This is a genomic window from Streptomyces colonosanans (genome assembly GCF_001866645.1).
Lineage (GTDB): Bacteria > Actinomycetota > Actinomycetes > Streptomycetales > Streptomycetaceae > Streptomyces > Streptomyces colonosanans.
In genome coordinates, this window is record NZ_MLYP01000057.1 from 15,834 (window position 1) to 30,605 (window position 14,772).

Here is a 14,772-nt window from a genome sequence, read left to right on the forward strand (position 1 = left end):
CACTGTCGGTGCCCACCGCTATGTTCGGGGCCGTGGCCAACTCCTACACCGTGCTGTGGACCAATGACCTGTGCCGTGAATTGATACGCGGAGGCTTCACGGGGCAGCGCCCGACGGTGCTGTTCGGCGGACCTCATCAGTCGCGTCCGAGCTTCCGACGTGCCGGCGTCGCGTCCGGCGACCGGATCTTCGCTGTCCGCGCCCGGCGGACCGCGCTGTACCCGGTCTGCTCGATGGAAGTCCAGCGGATCGTCGACTACGACAGGGCGGGTGCGGAGCTCGCCGACGAGGACTATCCCAAGCTGATCCATTGGCGCCCGTTGAAGAGCGGCTGCCTCTCCGAGGTCGTGCTGGGGCCACCCGGCAGCCCGCTTAGGTTCGACCGGCCGCTGCCCGGATGCCAGCTGGAACACCTCACCTTCATCTCGCGACGGGGCGAGCGGAAGCTCAAGTACGTCGAGGGCGGTCGGCTCCTGCGGGCACTGAGCCTGCAGGGGATCTACCAGCTCGCACCTGAGTCCGCTGACGTCATCGACCGGCATTTCGCCAGCGAAGAGGCAGTTGCATGAACAACCTGCCCGAGCTCCTGCTGCGCGTGCGTGACCGCGCTGAGCAAGAGAGAGGGGTCCTTGCCCCGTACGTCAGCGAACAGGACATCGCCGACGCCGAGCAGGCACTCGGCTTCAGCCGCCTGCCGCCGCTGCTCCGCCTTCTGTACCTCCAGGTCGCCAACGGCGGCTTCGGCCCTGACTGCACCCTTCTGCCACTTGTCGGCGACGGGCGAACCGCCGTGGCCGAGTACGGGCCGCTCCGCAACACTCGCTCGGAGTACTGGCCGCGCGGCGTGCTGCCGATTCTGGACTGGGGCTGCGGCATGTACGCCGCTGTTGACTGCCTGGCCCCCGACGCTCCCGTTCTCCTCTTCGAGCCGAACGCCGGCCCTGACCAATGGGCCGACGCGAGGTTCCTGGACTCGCCGTCCGTGGCCCAGTGGCTGATCTCCTGGCTGGACGGGACCGGCTGGTGGGAGGAGGAGGTCATGATGGCCGAGGACGGACTGCAACCCACGCCCTGGCCCGACGCCGCACGCCGCCTCGCAGCGAGCGTCTGAGGAGTCGCACGAGACGTTGACCAGCAAGAAGATCGAGAGAAGGTTCATCGGCCGGTGGCAACCACACAACTGCTGCTTTTCGCCGACTACTTCCAGTTGCACGTGATGGACGAGGACGCGGAAGACGATCTGGGCGACGCGTGGACGAAGGAGGCGGTGTCGGAAGCCCTCGCCGTATCGGAGCAGACGCTCGGCATCGGCACCGAGGTCAACATGCACGTCGCGGTGACGGTCGAGCTGCTCGACCATCCGCCGGTTGACGACATCGACACCTTCGACCACGTGGTGGAAGCGAGTATCGAGGTGCCTACCGGCCGCATCGCGGTTCTGGGCTGCACCGACTACCTACCGGACGCTGCGCGCTTCGAAGTCCCCAAGGGCTTCGTGCGGATCCGTGCGTCACGGGCGAACCTGGCAAACGTCCGCCAGCCAGGCGAGGAAGGGTACGAAGCCCCCGAGGCGATCGAGCAGGTATACCTCCGGATCTGGCCGGCCCCCTACAGCGCCCCCGCCGTGATCAAGCGATGGACAGCTGGTGGCTGACCGCCAAAAGGTTGCAGTTCGGGTTGCATTCAATTCCGTTCAAGGGGTCCGAGCGGGCCGAGGCCAGGCGCTGTGCCGCCGGTCAGAACAGTGGCGAACCCGGTTGGACACCCAGAGGAACAGTTGGAAAGCGCAGGCAACAGGGAGACGTGCCCTCAGGGCCGATCAGTCGACCGTGGCGAGCAGTTGGTGGACGGCGTGGCGGATCTGCTCGTCTTCGACGAAACTTCGCCAACTTCCCGACGAGGTCAGTCGACGGTCGAGGGTCAGGGCGGCTTCGAGTGCGACGCGCGTCTCGGCACCGAGCCGGCCGATGTCGGCCAGCCCTTCCACGGCTCGACGCATCACCGGCAGGTATCGGCCCTGGGCCAGAGGAAGGACGGCCTGTTCGAGCGACTGGAGGCTTGGTTCCGGCGCGCCTGTGACCTTCCACAGTGCGACCGCCGCCTCGATCTGCTCCCAGCTCCCGGGATGAGCCCTCTCCATGAGGTAGTGCAGGCGGTCGGCCTGGCCGACGGCTTGCGGACCGAGGTCCCCCAGATACCGGATCGCGGCGTGGAACACTCCGTCTTTCCCCAAGGCCGCTCCCAGCAACTCCAGGGCAGGCTGCGGGTCGTCGCCCAGCTGTACCCGCGCCCACGCGAACAGTTGTCGTTCTGACGCCTCCGCGCGCGTGCCCGCTTCGATGCGGGCTTCCGCGCGACGAAGATCCGGAAGAGCATCGGCGGCTCCGGGGCCGATTGACGCGAGCGCCTCGGTGGCGAAGCGCCGCAGTTGCGGGTGGGCCAGCAGGTCAGTCAGCTCAGGCAGGGCGGGAAGCGTGGCCGGCCCCCAGGCGGCCAGGACCTGCGCGCACGCGCGTGCTGCCTCCTGGTCGTCGGACGTGTGAACTCGACGCAGCAGTGCCCGGAGGCCAGGCAGCAGCTCATCCGCGTGAGCGCTCAGCGGCATCAGCACCTCGTGCATGCCCGGGAGCGTGGGGAAGTAGAGGAAGTCGGGCGAGTAGTGCGAACCGTGCGTCGCGAAGACGGCCCTGCGCGCGAAGAGACGGTCGACGAGTCCGGGCAGGCAGCGCGGATCTCCCCATCGGCTGAGCGCCCACAGGGCGTTGTCCGCGACTGTGTCCGCGACTCGCCGTGACGGCCGGGACCCGTGGTCGGCCAGGTGGGCGACCAACTGCTCGGCGTACGGGGCTGAGACGGCGCCCAGGGCTGCGAGTAGGTGTGCGGCCTGGACCCGGATTTCGGGTTCTGCCGCCTCCAGGCTCTGCGCCAGCACCGGTAGCAGGGCCGTGGCCGGGGAGCGCCACTGCGCCAACAGCAGACCGGCGCGTTCCAGCGCGGCGCGGCGAAGCTCCACCGGCCTGGTCGGCGCTGCCAGGCGGGTCACGAAAGCGGTGGCTGTCTCGGGCTTGCCTGCCACGAGGTCGTAGCTCTCGCGGGTGAGGCGGGCCAGGGTCGTGTCCGACCAGGCCTCGGGCAGATCCGTCGCTGCCTGGGGTGCGGTGAGCGTGTCGATGAGCAGGTCGAGGTGGCGGGCGGGCGCGTCGCGGTCCACAGATCCCAGAGCGTGGAGTGCGGCCAGCCTCACGGCCGGCTGCTCTGCGGTGAGCAGGGAGTCGAGGAGGGAGGTCACCCGGCCGAGCTCGTCCGGCGAGGCTTTCGCCGCCGTCTGGCCCAGCGCGATCAGTGCCGTGAGCCGGGTCGTCTGATCGTTGTCCTGCTCCCAGCGCTCCCGCAGCAGCGTCAGGGTCGGCGTGACCGGTTCGGGTGCCACGGCCAGGATGGCGACAGCCGCGCGGCGGACCGCAGGGACCGCGTCGGCAAACAGAGCCACGACGGAGGGCCGGGACTGTGCCCAGGCGTCCGGCCAGTTCCGATCCACGAAGCGGGGCTCTGCGGTTGCCGCCGTTTCGGCCAGTCTCTCGACCAGTTCGAGCAGGGTCAGCCGTTGCTGCACCGTTGGTATCGCCGCCACGGCCAACACGTACGGGAGTGCGGCCGTCGCGGCCGGGCAGATCCAGCCGCCTTGGTGAAAGAGTCGGTCGAGCAGTTCGTAGGCCGCTTCTTCGCTCGCCTCCCCGTCCTTGTCACCGGTGGCGATGTCGCGCAGCAGCCCCGGGATGTCCTCAGCGGTCCCGTGGTTGTGCTTCAGATCGGCCCAGGGCAACGCGTCGATTCCCTGGAGTGCCCGGATTGTCGGGTGCTCGGTGGTCATGGATGGCTCTTCCCGGCAACGTGGTGGTGGCTGGACGAATGGCCCGTACACGCCTGCGGACGGGTCCCGGTCAAGGTGGTAGTCCAGCAGAACGGGTCCGTCGCGGCCAAGCGGAATTCCGCAAGGCGGACACCGTACTGTCGGCGGGCTCTGTTCGCCCACAGCACCGGCAACGAGCAGGGCTGATGTTGATGCGGCTCTCGCGTCATCGACGCTCGAGCCGGTCCGCTTTGACGGCTGCAGAGCTCCACCCGGAGGGTCGGCAAGCCGGCACTGTCGAGTGGGGGAGTAATTCGTTGGCGTCGTCTGCCCGTTGCCTCTAGGGTCGTCTGTGTTCGCGCGGCAGCTGGTCGAGTTGTCGTGGTGGTTCGGCGTGGTCGAGGAGGTGTGACCGATGGCTGTTTCTGTGGTGGGTGCTGCGCGCATCCGGACGTTCATTCATCTCACCTCCGTGGTTTCCGGCTGACCTTTCCCTTTCCGCGCCGACGCGCGTGTGCCGGGGCCACCTTTCGAAGGGTCACCCCTTGCCTCTCTCTTCTGCCATGGCTTCGTTGTCCTCCTCGCATCCGCTCGTGCCATATGGCTGGGATGCCGATTGGGAGACGGCGTTCGCCCCTTATGTCGATCAGGGCCTCGTACCTGGCCGCGTCGTACGCGTCGACCGTGGCTTGTGCGATGTCGTCACGTCGGCCGGCACTGTTCGTGCCGACACGGAGTTCGTTGTTCCCCGCGATCCGATGAAGGTCGTGTGCACGGGGGACTGGGTCGCTGTCGACCCTGAAGGCAGCGATCCGCGGTACGTGCGGACGCTGTTGCCCCGCCGTACCGCGTTCGTGCGGTCGACGTCGTCCAAGCGTTCCGACGGTCAGGTGCTGGCCACTAACATCGATCACGTCGTCATCTGTGTGTCGCTCGCGCTCGAACTGGACCTCGGTCGGGTCGAGCGGTTCCTCGCGCTCGCCCATGCGAGCTCGAGCGGTGAGGCCCTGCTGCACAAGTCGGCACTCTCCTGGGAGTCCGGGGCGCAGCCGGTCGTGGTGCTCACCAAGGCCGACCTGGTACCGGAAGCGACGACGCTCTCCTACCTCGTCCAGGACGTGGAGACGACCGCGCCCGGAGTGCAGGTGCTGCCGGTCAGCTCACAGCGGGGAGAGGGACTCGACGTCCTCGCCGCGCTGCTGTCCGGCGGTACGACCGTGCTGCTCGGGCAGTCCGGCGCGGGGAAGTCGACCCTCGCGAACGCGCTGGTCGGCGAGGATGTGATGACCGTGCATGCCACGCGGGACGTGGATGGGAAGGGACGCCACACCACGACCACACGCAACCTGCTCGCCCTGCCGGGCGGAGGCGTCCTCATCGACACGCCCGGCCTGCGCGGAGTGGGACTCTGGGACGCCGGGACCGGTGTCGGCCAGGTGTTCTCCGAGATCGAGGAGATCGCCGAGGGATGCCGCTTCGACGACTGCGCCCATGTCGCCGAACCCGGATGCGCGGTGCGCGCCGCGGTCGAGGCGGGGGAGTTGCCCGAGCGGCGGCTGGAGAGCTACCGGAAGCTGCTCAGGGAGAACCAGTGGATCGTCGCCAAGACGGACGTACGGGTTCGGGCGGAGCTGCGGCGCGAGTGGAAGCGGAAGGGAGCCCAGGGGAGGGCCGCGATGGAGGCGAAGCGCGGACGGTGGCGGTAGGCGGGCTCGTGCCCGCCTGCCCCACCGGGCCGCCTGCAGCGGGGATCCGGCCCGTCCGGCTCCCCGCTGCCCCGCCCGGCCGGTGGGCAGCTGTTGGGGCCTCAGGCGGCGTCAACCCACAGGTCGGTGCTGTGGGCATCGACGAGAGCGCTGATGTGGGCAAGCGCACTGCCGATCGGTTGCGGGTCGAGTCGGCGTCCGTCACGAAGCCGCAGTGCGACGTGATCGACGGCGGCTTCCTTGGCGCCGATGACGGCTTGGTAGGGCATCAGGCGGGTCTCTCGGACACGGGCGCCCAGGCTGCCGCGGTCCGGTCCTGCGATCTCGGCACGCAGCCCGAGGCCGGAGCATCGCCGGGCGAGCGCCACGGCGTTCGGCAGTTCGGTGTCGGAGATCGGGAGGATCGCGAGCTGGGTGGGGGCGAGCCAGGCGGGGAAGGCACCGCCGTGCCGTTCGATGAGATGGGCGACGGCTCGCTCCACACTGCCGATGATGCTGCGGTGGACCATGACCGGGCGGTGTCTGGCGCCGTCCGCGCCGATGTAGTGGAGGTCGAACTGCTCGGGCTGGTGGAAGTCGACCTGAACGGTGGACAGGGTGGATTCCCGGCCGGCGCCGTCGGCGACCTGGACATCGATCTTGGGGCCGTAGAACGCGGCTTCGCCCTCGGCCGCCTCGTAGGGCAGGCCCGAGCGGTCAAGGACGTCGGTCAGCAGGGCGGTGGAGCGTTGCCACTTCTCGGGTGCGGCGACGTACTTGCCGCCGGGGCCGGGCAGGGAGAGCCGGTAGCGGGTCGGGGTGATGCCGAGCGCCTCGTACGCACGGCGGATCATCTCCAGCGCTGCCCGCGCCTCCTCGGCGACCTGGTCCAGGGTGCAGAAGATGTGCGCGTCGTTGAGCTGGATGGCCCGGACACGGGTCAACCCGCCGAGCACACCGGAGAGTTCGGAGCGGTACATGCCTCCCAGCTCGGCCATGCGCAGGGGCAGCTCGCGGTAGCTGTGGGAACGGGAGCGGTAGATGACCGCGTGGTGGGGACACAGGCTCGGCCGCAGGACGACCTGCTCACCACCGAGGTGCATCGGCGGGAACATGTCGTCGCTGTAGTGCGCCCAGTGGCCGGAGATCTCGTACAGCTCCCGCTTGCCGAGGACCGGTGAATACACGTGCCGGTACCCCGCTCGCCGTTCGGCGGTGCGGATGTACTCCTCCAGGGTGTGCCGTACGGCCGCGCCGTCGGGCAGCCAGTAGGGCAGTCCCGCGCCGATCAGCGGGTCGGTGTCGAACAGGCCCAGTTCACGGCCGAGCTTGCGGTGGTCATGCATGGCGGTCTCCTCGCGGACATCGGGCGAGTGACCGCAAGACGAAGCCCCGGGGCACTCGCCCCGGGGCTTCGGACTGAGACATCTGTCAGCGCGCCGGGACACTCTCCGGCGTCGTCGTCACAGCAGCGCGCTTCATGCCGGGAACGCTAGCAGCACATAGCGACGTCCGCACCGCCATTTCCCGTCACGGGTGATCGGGGTGCGCAGTGGTCGCAGGCCGCCGGGCAGATCGGGCAGTTGAGGCGATCCGGGCCCGCGGCCTGACGCCGCCCCGCAATGATGGACGTGGACCGACCGGCTATCGAGGAGGGGACTGTGGCGGACATCTGGGTTCTCACCCAGCCCACCGAGGGCGGCAAGAGGAGGGGCTTCGTCCGAGCCGACGTCATCACCAGCGTCAGCGGAGACGGAAACCGTGTGCGAGCCTTGAGGTCGGACACTCAGGGCGTGGTGTCTCTCGCCGTGGGCGTGACACTGGGTGGCAGGCGCAAGTCACTGCCGTCCGGATTCCACGTCCACTTCCTGCAGACCCTGGACGAGGTGCAGCGGGACAACAGCACTCGCGCCAGGGCGATCATGGCCAGGTGGGACATGGACCAGGAGGAATGGCAGTGGGTGGTCGAGGACGTCGAAGACCTCGCTCCCCGCGACTTCTGAGCTCCTCACGTCCTGCGGTCGGGGTCCTCCGAGGCCGTCTCGGGTTTCGTACAGAGGACTTCGCGGGCACGGTCGCCGCCGACAAGCCTGCCACGACAGGCCGGTTCGGGGCGGTACCGTGCCCGAAACGCCGGCCCTGGCCACGGACATGAGCGCGGCGGTCTTCACAAGGGGTGACCGCCGTATGTACCCGAAGGTGTGACGAGGTGTTGCTTCGTCGGCGTGTCGCGGGAAGGCAGGGAACGCCGGCCCCGCGCCCGGGGCCGCCCGCGAAAAGAGTTTGCGCGCATGATTCGACTGCCCCGCGCGAGGGGAACCTTGCGCCGCTGCCTCGCTGTTCTGGCCCTCACCGTCGTCTCGACCACGGTCACCTTCCAAGGCGCATCGGCCCGGTCCGAGGCGGCCTCGCCCTGGACCGGCACCTGGGAGGCTGCCCCCTCCGGGACCGCCCCCGCCCTCCCGGACGCCTCCATCCGCAATGTCGTGCACATCAGCGTCGGCGGCACCGCCGTCCGCATCCACGTCTCCAACCGCCTCGGCACCGCCCCGCTCCAACTCGACACCGTCACCGTCGCGTTGCAGCGGCCGGTTGTGCACGTCGGCCCCGACGCGGTTCCGGGCTCCGTGCACAGCGCCACCTTCGCCGGTGCCACCTCCGTGACCGTCCCGGTGGGCGAGGACCGCGTCAGCGATCCCGTCGGCTTCCGCGTCCCGGCGGAGGCCGACCTTCTCGTCACCGTGCACACCCCCGGCGACTTCGGCCCTGCGACGTTCCACGAAACCGCCCTGCAGACCAACTTCATCGCCGAGAAGGGCAATCGGGCCGCCGACACCGACGGAGCCGCGTACACCAGGACCGTCTCCCACTGGTACTACGTGACCGGGGTCGACGTCCTGGGTCCGGCCGCCGGCAGTGTCGTCGCGTTCGGCGACTCCCTCACCGACGGCACCGGATCCTCCTACGGCACCAACCACCGCTGGCCCGACCTGCTTTCGGAACGCCTGCGCAAGCTGCCCGAGAGCCGCAGGCCCGGCATTCTGAACGCCGGGATCGGCGGCAATCGCCTCCTCCTCGACGGAACGGGCCCGAACGCCCTCGCCCGCCTCGACGCCGACGCCCTCTCCCGCAGCGGAGTACGTACGCTGATCGTCCTGGAGGGGATCAACGACCTCATCGTCAACCCGCCCCAGATGGATCCGGGCGCCTACGTACAGGCCTACCGCCGGATCGTGTCCCGTGCGCACGCCCACGGCATCCACGTCGTCGGCGCCACGCTCACGCCGTTCGGTGGTCATGGCACCTGGACGCCGGAGCGGGAGGCCGTACGGACGGAGGTCAACGCTCGCATCCGCGGAAAACTCTTCGACACGGTCGCGGACTTCGACGCCGCCGTCCGCGATCCCGCTAACCCCGCCCGCATCCTGCCCGCCTACGACCCGGGTGATCACCTCCACTTCAACGATGCGGGGATGAGCGCGCTCGCGGACACGATCGATCCGGCGTTCCTCGGCCGATGAGGCGGCGTGCACAAGGGCGTCGCAACGGAGGAAGGAGCACAGGTCAGTCCCGGGCGACCCAGCCGCGTTCGTACGCGTGCCAGCCGAGTTGCAGCCGGGTTGTCACGCCGGTCAGCTCCATCAGCCGCTTCACCCGGCGCTGTACGGTTCTCAGGCCCAGGTCGAGCTGTTTGGCGACGCTCGCGTCGGTCAGCCCGGCGAGCAGCAGGGACAGGACCTGCAGATCGGTGCTGTCGGGGCCGTCCGGCTGATGCTCGGTGGCACCGGACGTCCCGAGCCGCAGGGGCAGTGCGTCCCGCCACACCGATTCGAAGAGACCGGACAGCAGTTCCAGCAGCCCGCTCGCGTGCACGACGAGCGCGGCCGGCTCCGCGCTGGGGGAGGTGAGCGGCACCAGGGCCAGTGAACGGTCGGCGACCACCAGTTTGGTCGGCACCTTGTCGACCACCCGCACCTGTTCGTCGCGGACGAGGGCGGCGGTCAGTTCGGTGATGCCGTGGGGCTGGTCGAGCACGGTTCGCTCGACCACCACCCGGTAGTGGACCCCGCGGCCGGCCGCCTGCTCCTCCGCATCGTTCTCCATGCCGCTCACGGCGATCGGGGTGCCGGTGACCAGGGCGCAGACCTCCTCGCTCGCCCCGAGTTGGAGCTGCAGGAAACGCTGCGTGATCGCAGCCGCACCGATCACCACCTCGACCAGATCGTGCACCGCGGGCTCGGCAGCAGCCGCCCGGTACTCCTCGGCGAGCAGCGCCGCCGCCAACTCGGCCCGCTCCAACTCGTGCCGCTGCTGGGTGAGCAGCGCACCCAGGGCGACCCCGGGCGGTGCGGCGACCCAGCGGCCGGGGCGGGCCGTCGACTGGGCTGCGAGGCCGTGCCGCTCCAGCCGACGCAGGGCGCGCTCGGTGGCATGCTCACCGATCGTCAACCGCCGTGCGAGATCGGTCACATCGGCCGCACCCGCGGACACCAGTGCCCGATACGCCGACTCGTGAGTCTCGTCCAGACCTATCACTGCCAGCATCAGCCGTCGTTCCTTCCCAAAGACCGCCCCTGCGGTGCTGTGTCGTGGCGGAAACCAGCCACGGCGCAATCCCGCCTCAGAACATCATCGCCGTATCCCCTTCCCCTCTGCCAAAGTGACGTCACCGCTTAAACAACTGCCATCCGCAATTCCCGGATTGAGTCGACTTGGCCCGCCGGGACGCGGACGGGCGCCCGGCGACGAGGGACTTGGGGAGGCTTACGACCCGGGGAGCAATAGGGAGCGGCGTCGCGGCTTCCGGCACGGCCACTCACGGCGTTGCCGAAACGTCCCAGTAGCTCCGCTACGAGGACCTTCCGGCGCCTTGCGATCGACCGCACCGGAAGCCGCTCCTTCACCCACTCCCTATTGCTCCCCAGGTCGTTGGCCGCCGGCCATCGCCTGGGACGAGGGCGGACAGCCGCCGCGGAACCAGGTGGCGGTCCCGTCCGGGACCATCGGGCCGAGGACAACTCGGCCCGCAAGAACGTGACGGGCCTTGGAAGTGTGCCGGGTCCTGTCACCGCGGCGCCGTCGGGCGGTTCGCCTGTGGGGGGTGGAACCGTCCGGCGGCCCGTCTCACGATGGCCGGATTCGTATCACCGCGCGTGGCGTCGTCCGGCGCGCAGGTCCGGAGCCGATGGCGTACCAGACGGGAGCCGATCACCCGGCCGATTTTCCGGTTGCCCCATTTTCATATGGCCCGTGCGGTGGACAATTGGGGGCATGAGCCAGCAGGGGGAGAGGCCTACCGGGCACAAGGACGACTGGTGGGGGCAGTTGTACGACGACTCCACGGGCGACACGGGAGCGGCCCCCGCGGCCGACACCCTCGACGACCGCTTCGCCTCGGCGGAGGGGGCGGTGGGGGGTTATGGGTCGCCGCCGGTCTCCGAGGTGCCGTTGTCCTCTGACGTGCCGTTGTCTTCTGAGGCGCCGTTGTCTTCTGAGGCGCCGCCAGTGCCTGAGGTGCCGCCGGGCGCGACGGGACCGCAGGCCGGTGCCGTGGGGCAGGGGAGCGGGGCCGCCTGCGATGCGTCCGGCGCGGACGCATCGCCGCCGGGTGCGGGTGACGCCGTCCAGGACACCGGTCCCGCCCCGCTCCCGGACCCGGCCGACCGGGGGGACGCCCGCGGGCGCGCCCCGTGGGAACCCCCCTCCGGTCGCCCGCCGGGCCCCGTGACCTTCCCGCCCGGGCCCAAACCGCCGGGGTTCCGCGCACAGCCACCGCGCGGCGGCCCCCTGCCCGAGCCGTCGTCCGCCTCGGCCTTCCGGCCGTCCGCCGGCCTGCCTCCGCTCCCGGACCGGCCGCCTGTCCAGGCGCCCCCGCCCCCCGACCGGCCGCCTGTCCAGGCGCCCCCGCCCCCGGACCGCCTACCGGCCGGGACCGCATCTCCCGGCCCCGCTTCCGCCTCCCTGGCCTCGCCCGCTGAAGCGGACCTCACCCCTTCGGCCGCAGAAGCCGAGCCGTCGTCACTCGCCGTGCCCCGCAGCCGGCCTCCGCTCGGACACCTCGGGTCGGGCCCGCCCACCTACGACGCCGATCCCACCGCCCTCCCGCCCGCCGACCCGGACGACCTCGAGGACCTGGTCGCCGACACCGTGCTGGACGGAGCGCGATACGGGGCCTGCACGCTGCGCGCGGTCTCCCTACGCGGCGACTCGGCCCGCTACCGGGGCGAGCCGCGCCGGGACTCCCTGCTCACCGCCCGCTTCGGCACCGGCGACCAGGCGCTCGTGCTCGTCGCCATGGCCACCGGCGCACGAGACACGCCCGGGGCGCACCGAGCCGCCCTCGAGGTGTGTCACTGGATCGGGCGGGCCGTCGGGCGCAGTCACGCCCGCCTCGGTGAGGACATCAGGGCCGCCCGGCGCGGCGACCTCAAGTCGGGGCTGCACCGGCTGACCGACCGCAGCCTCGGCAAGCTCCGCGCCAGCGCCACCGAGCAGGGCGTCGAGCCGGAGGAGTACACCGCCTCCCTGCGCTGTCTGCTGCTGCCGGCCGATCCGGCCTGTCGCACACGGGTGTTCTTCGGTGTCGGAGCGGGCGGCCTGTTCCGGCTGCGGGGCGGCGAATGGCAGGACATCGAGCCGCGCGTGGCCGACACGACCGGCGACGCGGTGGTCGGCTTCGGCTCGCTCCCCGCTGAGATCCCCGAGGGCGACCGGCTCACCATGGACCTGGGGATCCCGACGCCCCCGAGCCCGTACGATCCAGCGCCCGAACCGCCGCGCGCCCCCTTTCGCTTCCGCGCCTCCATCGGCCGGCCGGGTGACACGCTCCTGCTGTGCACCAGCGGCCTCGCCGACCCGCTGCGCGGTGAACCGCAGCTCGCCGAGCACCTGACGACCCGCTGGTCGACGGGCGGACCGCCGGGCCTCGCCGCCTTTCTCGCGGACACCGCGGTGCGGGTGAAGGGCTACGCCGACGACCGTACGGCGGCCGCCGTTTGGGAGGCGTGATCCCGGTCGCTGTGGATTGATGGACCCAAGGGCCTGTCGCCGGGCTTCTTCCGCCTGCCGGGCGCAGGAAGGCGGTTCGACGGCGGGATCTCGGAACCGAAGGGGTGCATGGATCGATGGCCAAGCAGAACGTCGCCGATCAGTTCGTCGACATCCTCGTCCGCGCCGGAGTCAAACGCCTGTACGGGGTGGTCGGCGACAGTCTGAACCCGATCGTGGACGCCGTACGCCGCAGCCCTTCCCTCGACTGGGTCCATGTGCGGCACGAGGAGACCGCCGCCTTCGCGGCGGGTGCCGAGGCGCAGATCACCGGGAAGCTGACCGCGTGCGCGGGCTCCTGCGGCCCCGGCAACCTCCACCTCATCAACGGCCTGTACGACGCCCACCGCTCCATGGCGCCGGTGCTCGCCCTCGCCTCCCACATCCCGTCCAGCGAGATCGGCCTCGGCTACTTTCAGGAGACCCATCCGGACCAGTTGTTCCGTGAGTGCTCCCACTACAGCGAGCTGATCTCCAACCCCAAGCAAATGCCCCGGCTGCTGCAGACGGCGATCCAGAACGCGGTCGGCCGCAGCGGGGTGAGCGTCGTCTCGCTCCCCGGCGACATCGCCGACCAGGCCGCCCCGGACAAGCCCGCGGAGACCGCGCTCGTCACCTCCCGGCCCACCGTCCGTCCCGGCGACGAGGAGATCGACAAGCTCGTCGAGATGATCGACCGGGCCGAGACGGTCACCCTCTTCTGCGGCAGCGGCACGGCGGGCGCGCACGCCGAGGTCATGGAACTGGCCGGGAAGATCAAATCCCCGGTGGGGCATGCCCTGCGCGGCAAGGAGTGGATCCAGTACGACAACCCGTACGACGTCGGCATGAGCGGACTGCTCGGGTACGGTGCCGCATACGAGGCCACCCACGAGTGCGACCTGCTGATCCTGCTGGGCACCGACTTCCCGTACAACGCCTTCCTCCCGGATGATGTGACGATCGCTCAGATCGACGTACGACCGGAGAACCTGGGCCGCCGCTCCAAGCTGGACCTCGCCGTGTGGGGCGATGTGAAGGAGACCCTGCGCTGTCTCATCCCGCGCGTGAAGTCCAAGGAGAACCGCCGCTTCCTCGACCGGATGCTGAAGAAACACGCGGACGCTCTCGAGGGCGTGGTGAAGGCGTACACGCGCAAGGTCGAGAAGCACGTCCCGATCCATCCCGAGTACGTGGCCTCGGTGCTCGACGAGATGGCGGACGACGAGGCGATCTTCACGGTCGACACCGGGATGTGCAACGTGTGGGCCGCGCGCTACATCTCCCCCAACGGGCGTCGACGCATCATCGGTTCGTTCTCCCACGGCTCGATGGCGAACGCGCTGCCGATGGCGATCGGCGCGCAGTTCACCGACCGGGGCCGGCAGGTCGTGTCGATGTCCGGCGACGGCGGATTCTCCATGCTGATGGGCGACTTCCTCACTCTCGTGCAGTACGACCTGCCGGTGAAGGTAATCCTGTTCAACAACTCCTCGCTGAGCATGGTGGAGTTGGAGATGATGGTCGCCGGACTGCCCTCGTACGGCACCGCCACCAAGAACCCCGACTTCGCGGCGGTGGCCCGCGCGTGCGGGGTGTACGGCATCCGCGTCGAGAAGCCCAAGCAGCTCGCGGGCGCCCTGAAGGACGCCTTCCGGCACAACGGCCCCGCCCTGGTCGATGTCGTCACCGACCCGCACGCCCTGTCCATCCCACCCAAGATCAGTGCGGAGATGGTGACGGGCTTCGCGCTCTCCGCCTCGAAGATGGTGCTGGACGGCGGTGTCGGCCGCATGGTGCAGATGGCCCGCTCCAACCTGCGTAACCTGCCTCGTCCGTAACGGGGTTGAGGAACATCGCAACGAAGCCGGCGCCAAGCCCTTCGCGCACCTGAGGGCGCTTCGACCTGGGGCCTGGAAGGACTCGTGGCAGAAGCGCAGGTTGCCGACGAGGGGGTGGTGGCAGTGCTTGGCGCCGTGGGTGCGGCGCAGGACATCGCGGAGACCGCCTTCATCGCCACGCTGCCCCCGCGGGTGAACCGCCGGCAGGTCACCATCGTGCCCACCGGCCAGTTCGGCTGACGGGGGTTCACGGGCGTGGGCCCGCCGTCGGGGGCGCGTGGACGGGCCCCACACCCCCCACGGCCTCAGCGCCTGCTGTCGCCGGGCGCGAGCAGGATGCCCCGTCTCCTGCGCGATGCGCGCACGCGGA

At 70.1% G+C, this 14,772-nt stretch carries 11 protein-coding genes and 1 pseudogene; 9 read left to right on the forward strand and 3 right to left on the reverse strand.

Features of this window, described 5'->3' with window-relative positions:
* The first annotated feature begins 32 nt into the window (after positions 1-32).
* Genes BIV24_RS21460 through BIV24_RS21470 form a run of 3 tightly spaced genes read left to right on the forward strand, consistent with a single transcriptional unit; the run spans position 33 to position 1,654 of the window.
* Positions 33-569: a hypothetical protein gene (locus tag BIV24_RS21460; RefSeq protein ID WP_071368055.1), complete on the forward strand. Its 537-nt coding sequence runs from the start codon at positions 33-35 to the stop codon at positions 567-569.
* Complete coding sequence (locus tag BIV24_RS21465) at positions 566-1,111, forward strand: SMI1/KNR4 family protein (protein WP_071368018.1); 546 nt, start codon at positions 566-568, stop codon at positions 1,109-1,111. The genes BIV24_RS21460 and BIV24_RS21465 overlap by 4 nt, the downstream gene beginning before the upstream one ends.
* A 54-nt stretch (positions 1,112-1,165) precedes the next feature.
* Entirely contained in the window at positions 1,166-1,654 is a 489-nt protein-coding gene (locus tag BIV24_RS21470; protein WP_071368019.1) for a hypothetical protein, read from the forward strand.
* Positions 1,655-1,819: 165 nt separating this feature from the next.
* On the opposite strand, the gene BIV24_RS21475 is transcribed toward BIV24_RS21470, so the two are convergent.
* On the reverse strand, positions 1,820-3,871 hold the full coding sequence (locus BIV24_RS21475) for a hypothetical protein (protein WP_071368020.1): 2,052 nt from the start codon (positions 3,869-3,871) through the stop codon (positions 1,820-1,822).
* Positions 3,872-4,413: 542 nt separating this feature from the next.
* On the opposite strand from BIV24_RS21475, the gene rsgA reads away from it, so the two are divergent.
* Complete coding sequence (rsgA, locus tag BIV24_RS21480) at positions 4,414-5,556, forward strand: ribosome small subunit-dependent GTPase A (protein ID WP_071368021.1); 1,143 nt, start codon at positions 4,414-4,416, stop codon at positions 5,554-5,556.
* A gap of 101 nt (positions 5,557-5,657) precedes the next feature.
* On the opposite strand, the pseudogene thrS reads toward rsgA, so the two are convergent.
* Positions 5,658-6,887: pseudogene (gene thrS / locus BIV24_RS21485) on the reverse strand (threonine--tRNA ligase); the annotation flags it as partial.
* A 309-nt stretch (positions 6,888-7,196) separates the two neighbouring features.
* Here thrS and BIV24_RS21490 point away from each other — a divergent pair.
* Together BIV24_RS21490 and BIV24_RS21495 are read left to right on the forward strand one after the other, a co-directional pair.
* Positions 7,197-7,538, forward strand: coding sequence for a hypothetical protein (locus tag BIV24_RS21490; RefSeq protein ID WP_143064639.1), 342 nt, complete (start codon positions 7,197-7,199; stop codon positions 7,536-7,538).
* Between the two features lie 288 nt (positions 7,539-7,826).
* Positions 7,827-9,056, forward strand: coding sequence for an SGNH/GDSL hydrolase family protein (locus tag BIV24_RS21495; RefSeq protein WP_071368024.1), 1,230 nt, complete (start codon positions 7,827-7,829; stop codon positions 9,054-9,056).
* A 43-nt stretch (positions 9,057-9,099) separates the two neighbouring features.
* On the opposite strand, the gene BIV24_RS21500 is transcribed toward BIV24_RS21495, so the two are convergent.
* Positions 9,100-10,080 (reverse strand): TrmB family transcriptional regulator, encoded by a 981-nt coding sequence (locus BIV24_RS21500; RefSeq protein WP_071368025.1) that lies wholly within the window; start codon positions 10,078-10,080, stop codon positions 9,100-9,102.
* 726 nt (positions 10,081-10,806) lie between these two features.
* On the opposite strand from BIV24_RS21500, the gene BIV24_RS21505 reads away from it, so the two are divergent.
* The 3 genes from BIV24_RS21505 to BIV24_RS34510 all read left to right on the forward strand — a co-directional run bounded on the left by BIV24_RS21505 (position 10,807) and on the right by BIV24_RS34510 (position 14,642).
* Complete coding sequence (locus tag BIV24_RS21505; RefSeq protein ID WP_071368026.1) at positions 10,807-12,543, forward strand: protein phosphatase 2C domain-containing protein; 1,737 nt, start codon at positions 10,807-10,809, stop codon at positions 12,541-12,543.
* Between the two features lie 116 nt (positions 12,544-12,659).
* On the forward strand, positions 12,660-14,402 hold the full coding sequence (locus BIV24_RS21510) for a pyruvate dehydrogenase (RefSeq protein ID WP_071368027.1): 1,743 nt from the start codon (positions 12,660-12,662) through the stop codon (positions 14,400-14,402).
* An 84-nt stretch (positions 14,403-14,486) separates the two neighbouring features.
* The gene (locus BIV24_RS34510) at positions 14,487-14,642 is read left to right on the forward strand and encodes a hypothetical protein (RefSeq protein ID WP_177198781.1); all 156 of its coding nucleotides are present in this window, start codon (positions 14,487-14,489) and stop codon (positions 14,640-14,642) included.
* The last annotated feature ends 130 nt before the right edge of the window (positions 14,643-14,772 follow it).

Excerpts from the sequence above, each read along its gene's own strand:
- BIV24_RS21465 (WP_071368018.1), top strand. The coding sequence starts at position 566 with ATGAACAACCTGCCCGAGCTCCTGCTGCGCGTGCGTGACCGCGCTGAG.
- BIV24_RS21475 (WP_071368020.1), bottom strand. The coding sequence starts at position 3,871 with ATGACCACCGAGCACCCGACAATCCGGGCACTCCAGGGAATCGACGCG.
- rsgA (WP_071368021.1), top strand. The coding sequence starts at position 4,414 with ATGGCTTCGTTGTCCTCCTCGCATCCGCTCGTGCCATATGGCTGGGAT.
- BIV24_RS21495 (WP_071368024.1), top strand. The coding sequence starts at position 7,827 with ATGATTCGACTGCCCCGCGCGAGGGGAACCTTGCGCCGCTGCCTCGCT.
- BIV24_RS21500 (WP_071368025.1), bottom strand. The coding sequence starts at position 10,080 with ATGCTGGCAGTGATAGGTCTGGACGAGACTCACGAGTCGGCGTATCGG.
- BIV24_RS21505 (WP_071368026.1), top strand. The coding sequence starts at position 10,807 with ATGAGCCAGCAGGGGGAGAGGCCTACCGGGCACAAGGACGACTGGTGG.
- BIV24_RS21510 (WP_071368027.1), top strand. The coding sequence starts at position 12,660 with ATGGCCAAGCAGAACGTCGCCGATCAGTTCGTCGACATCCTCGTCCGC.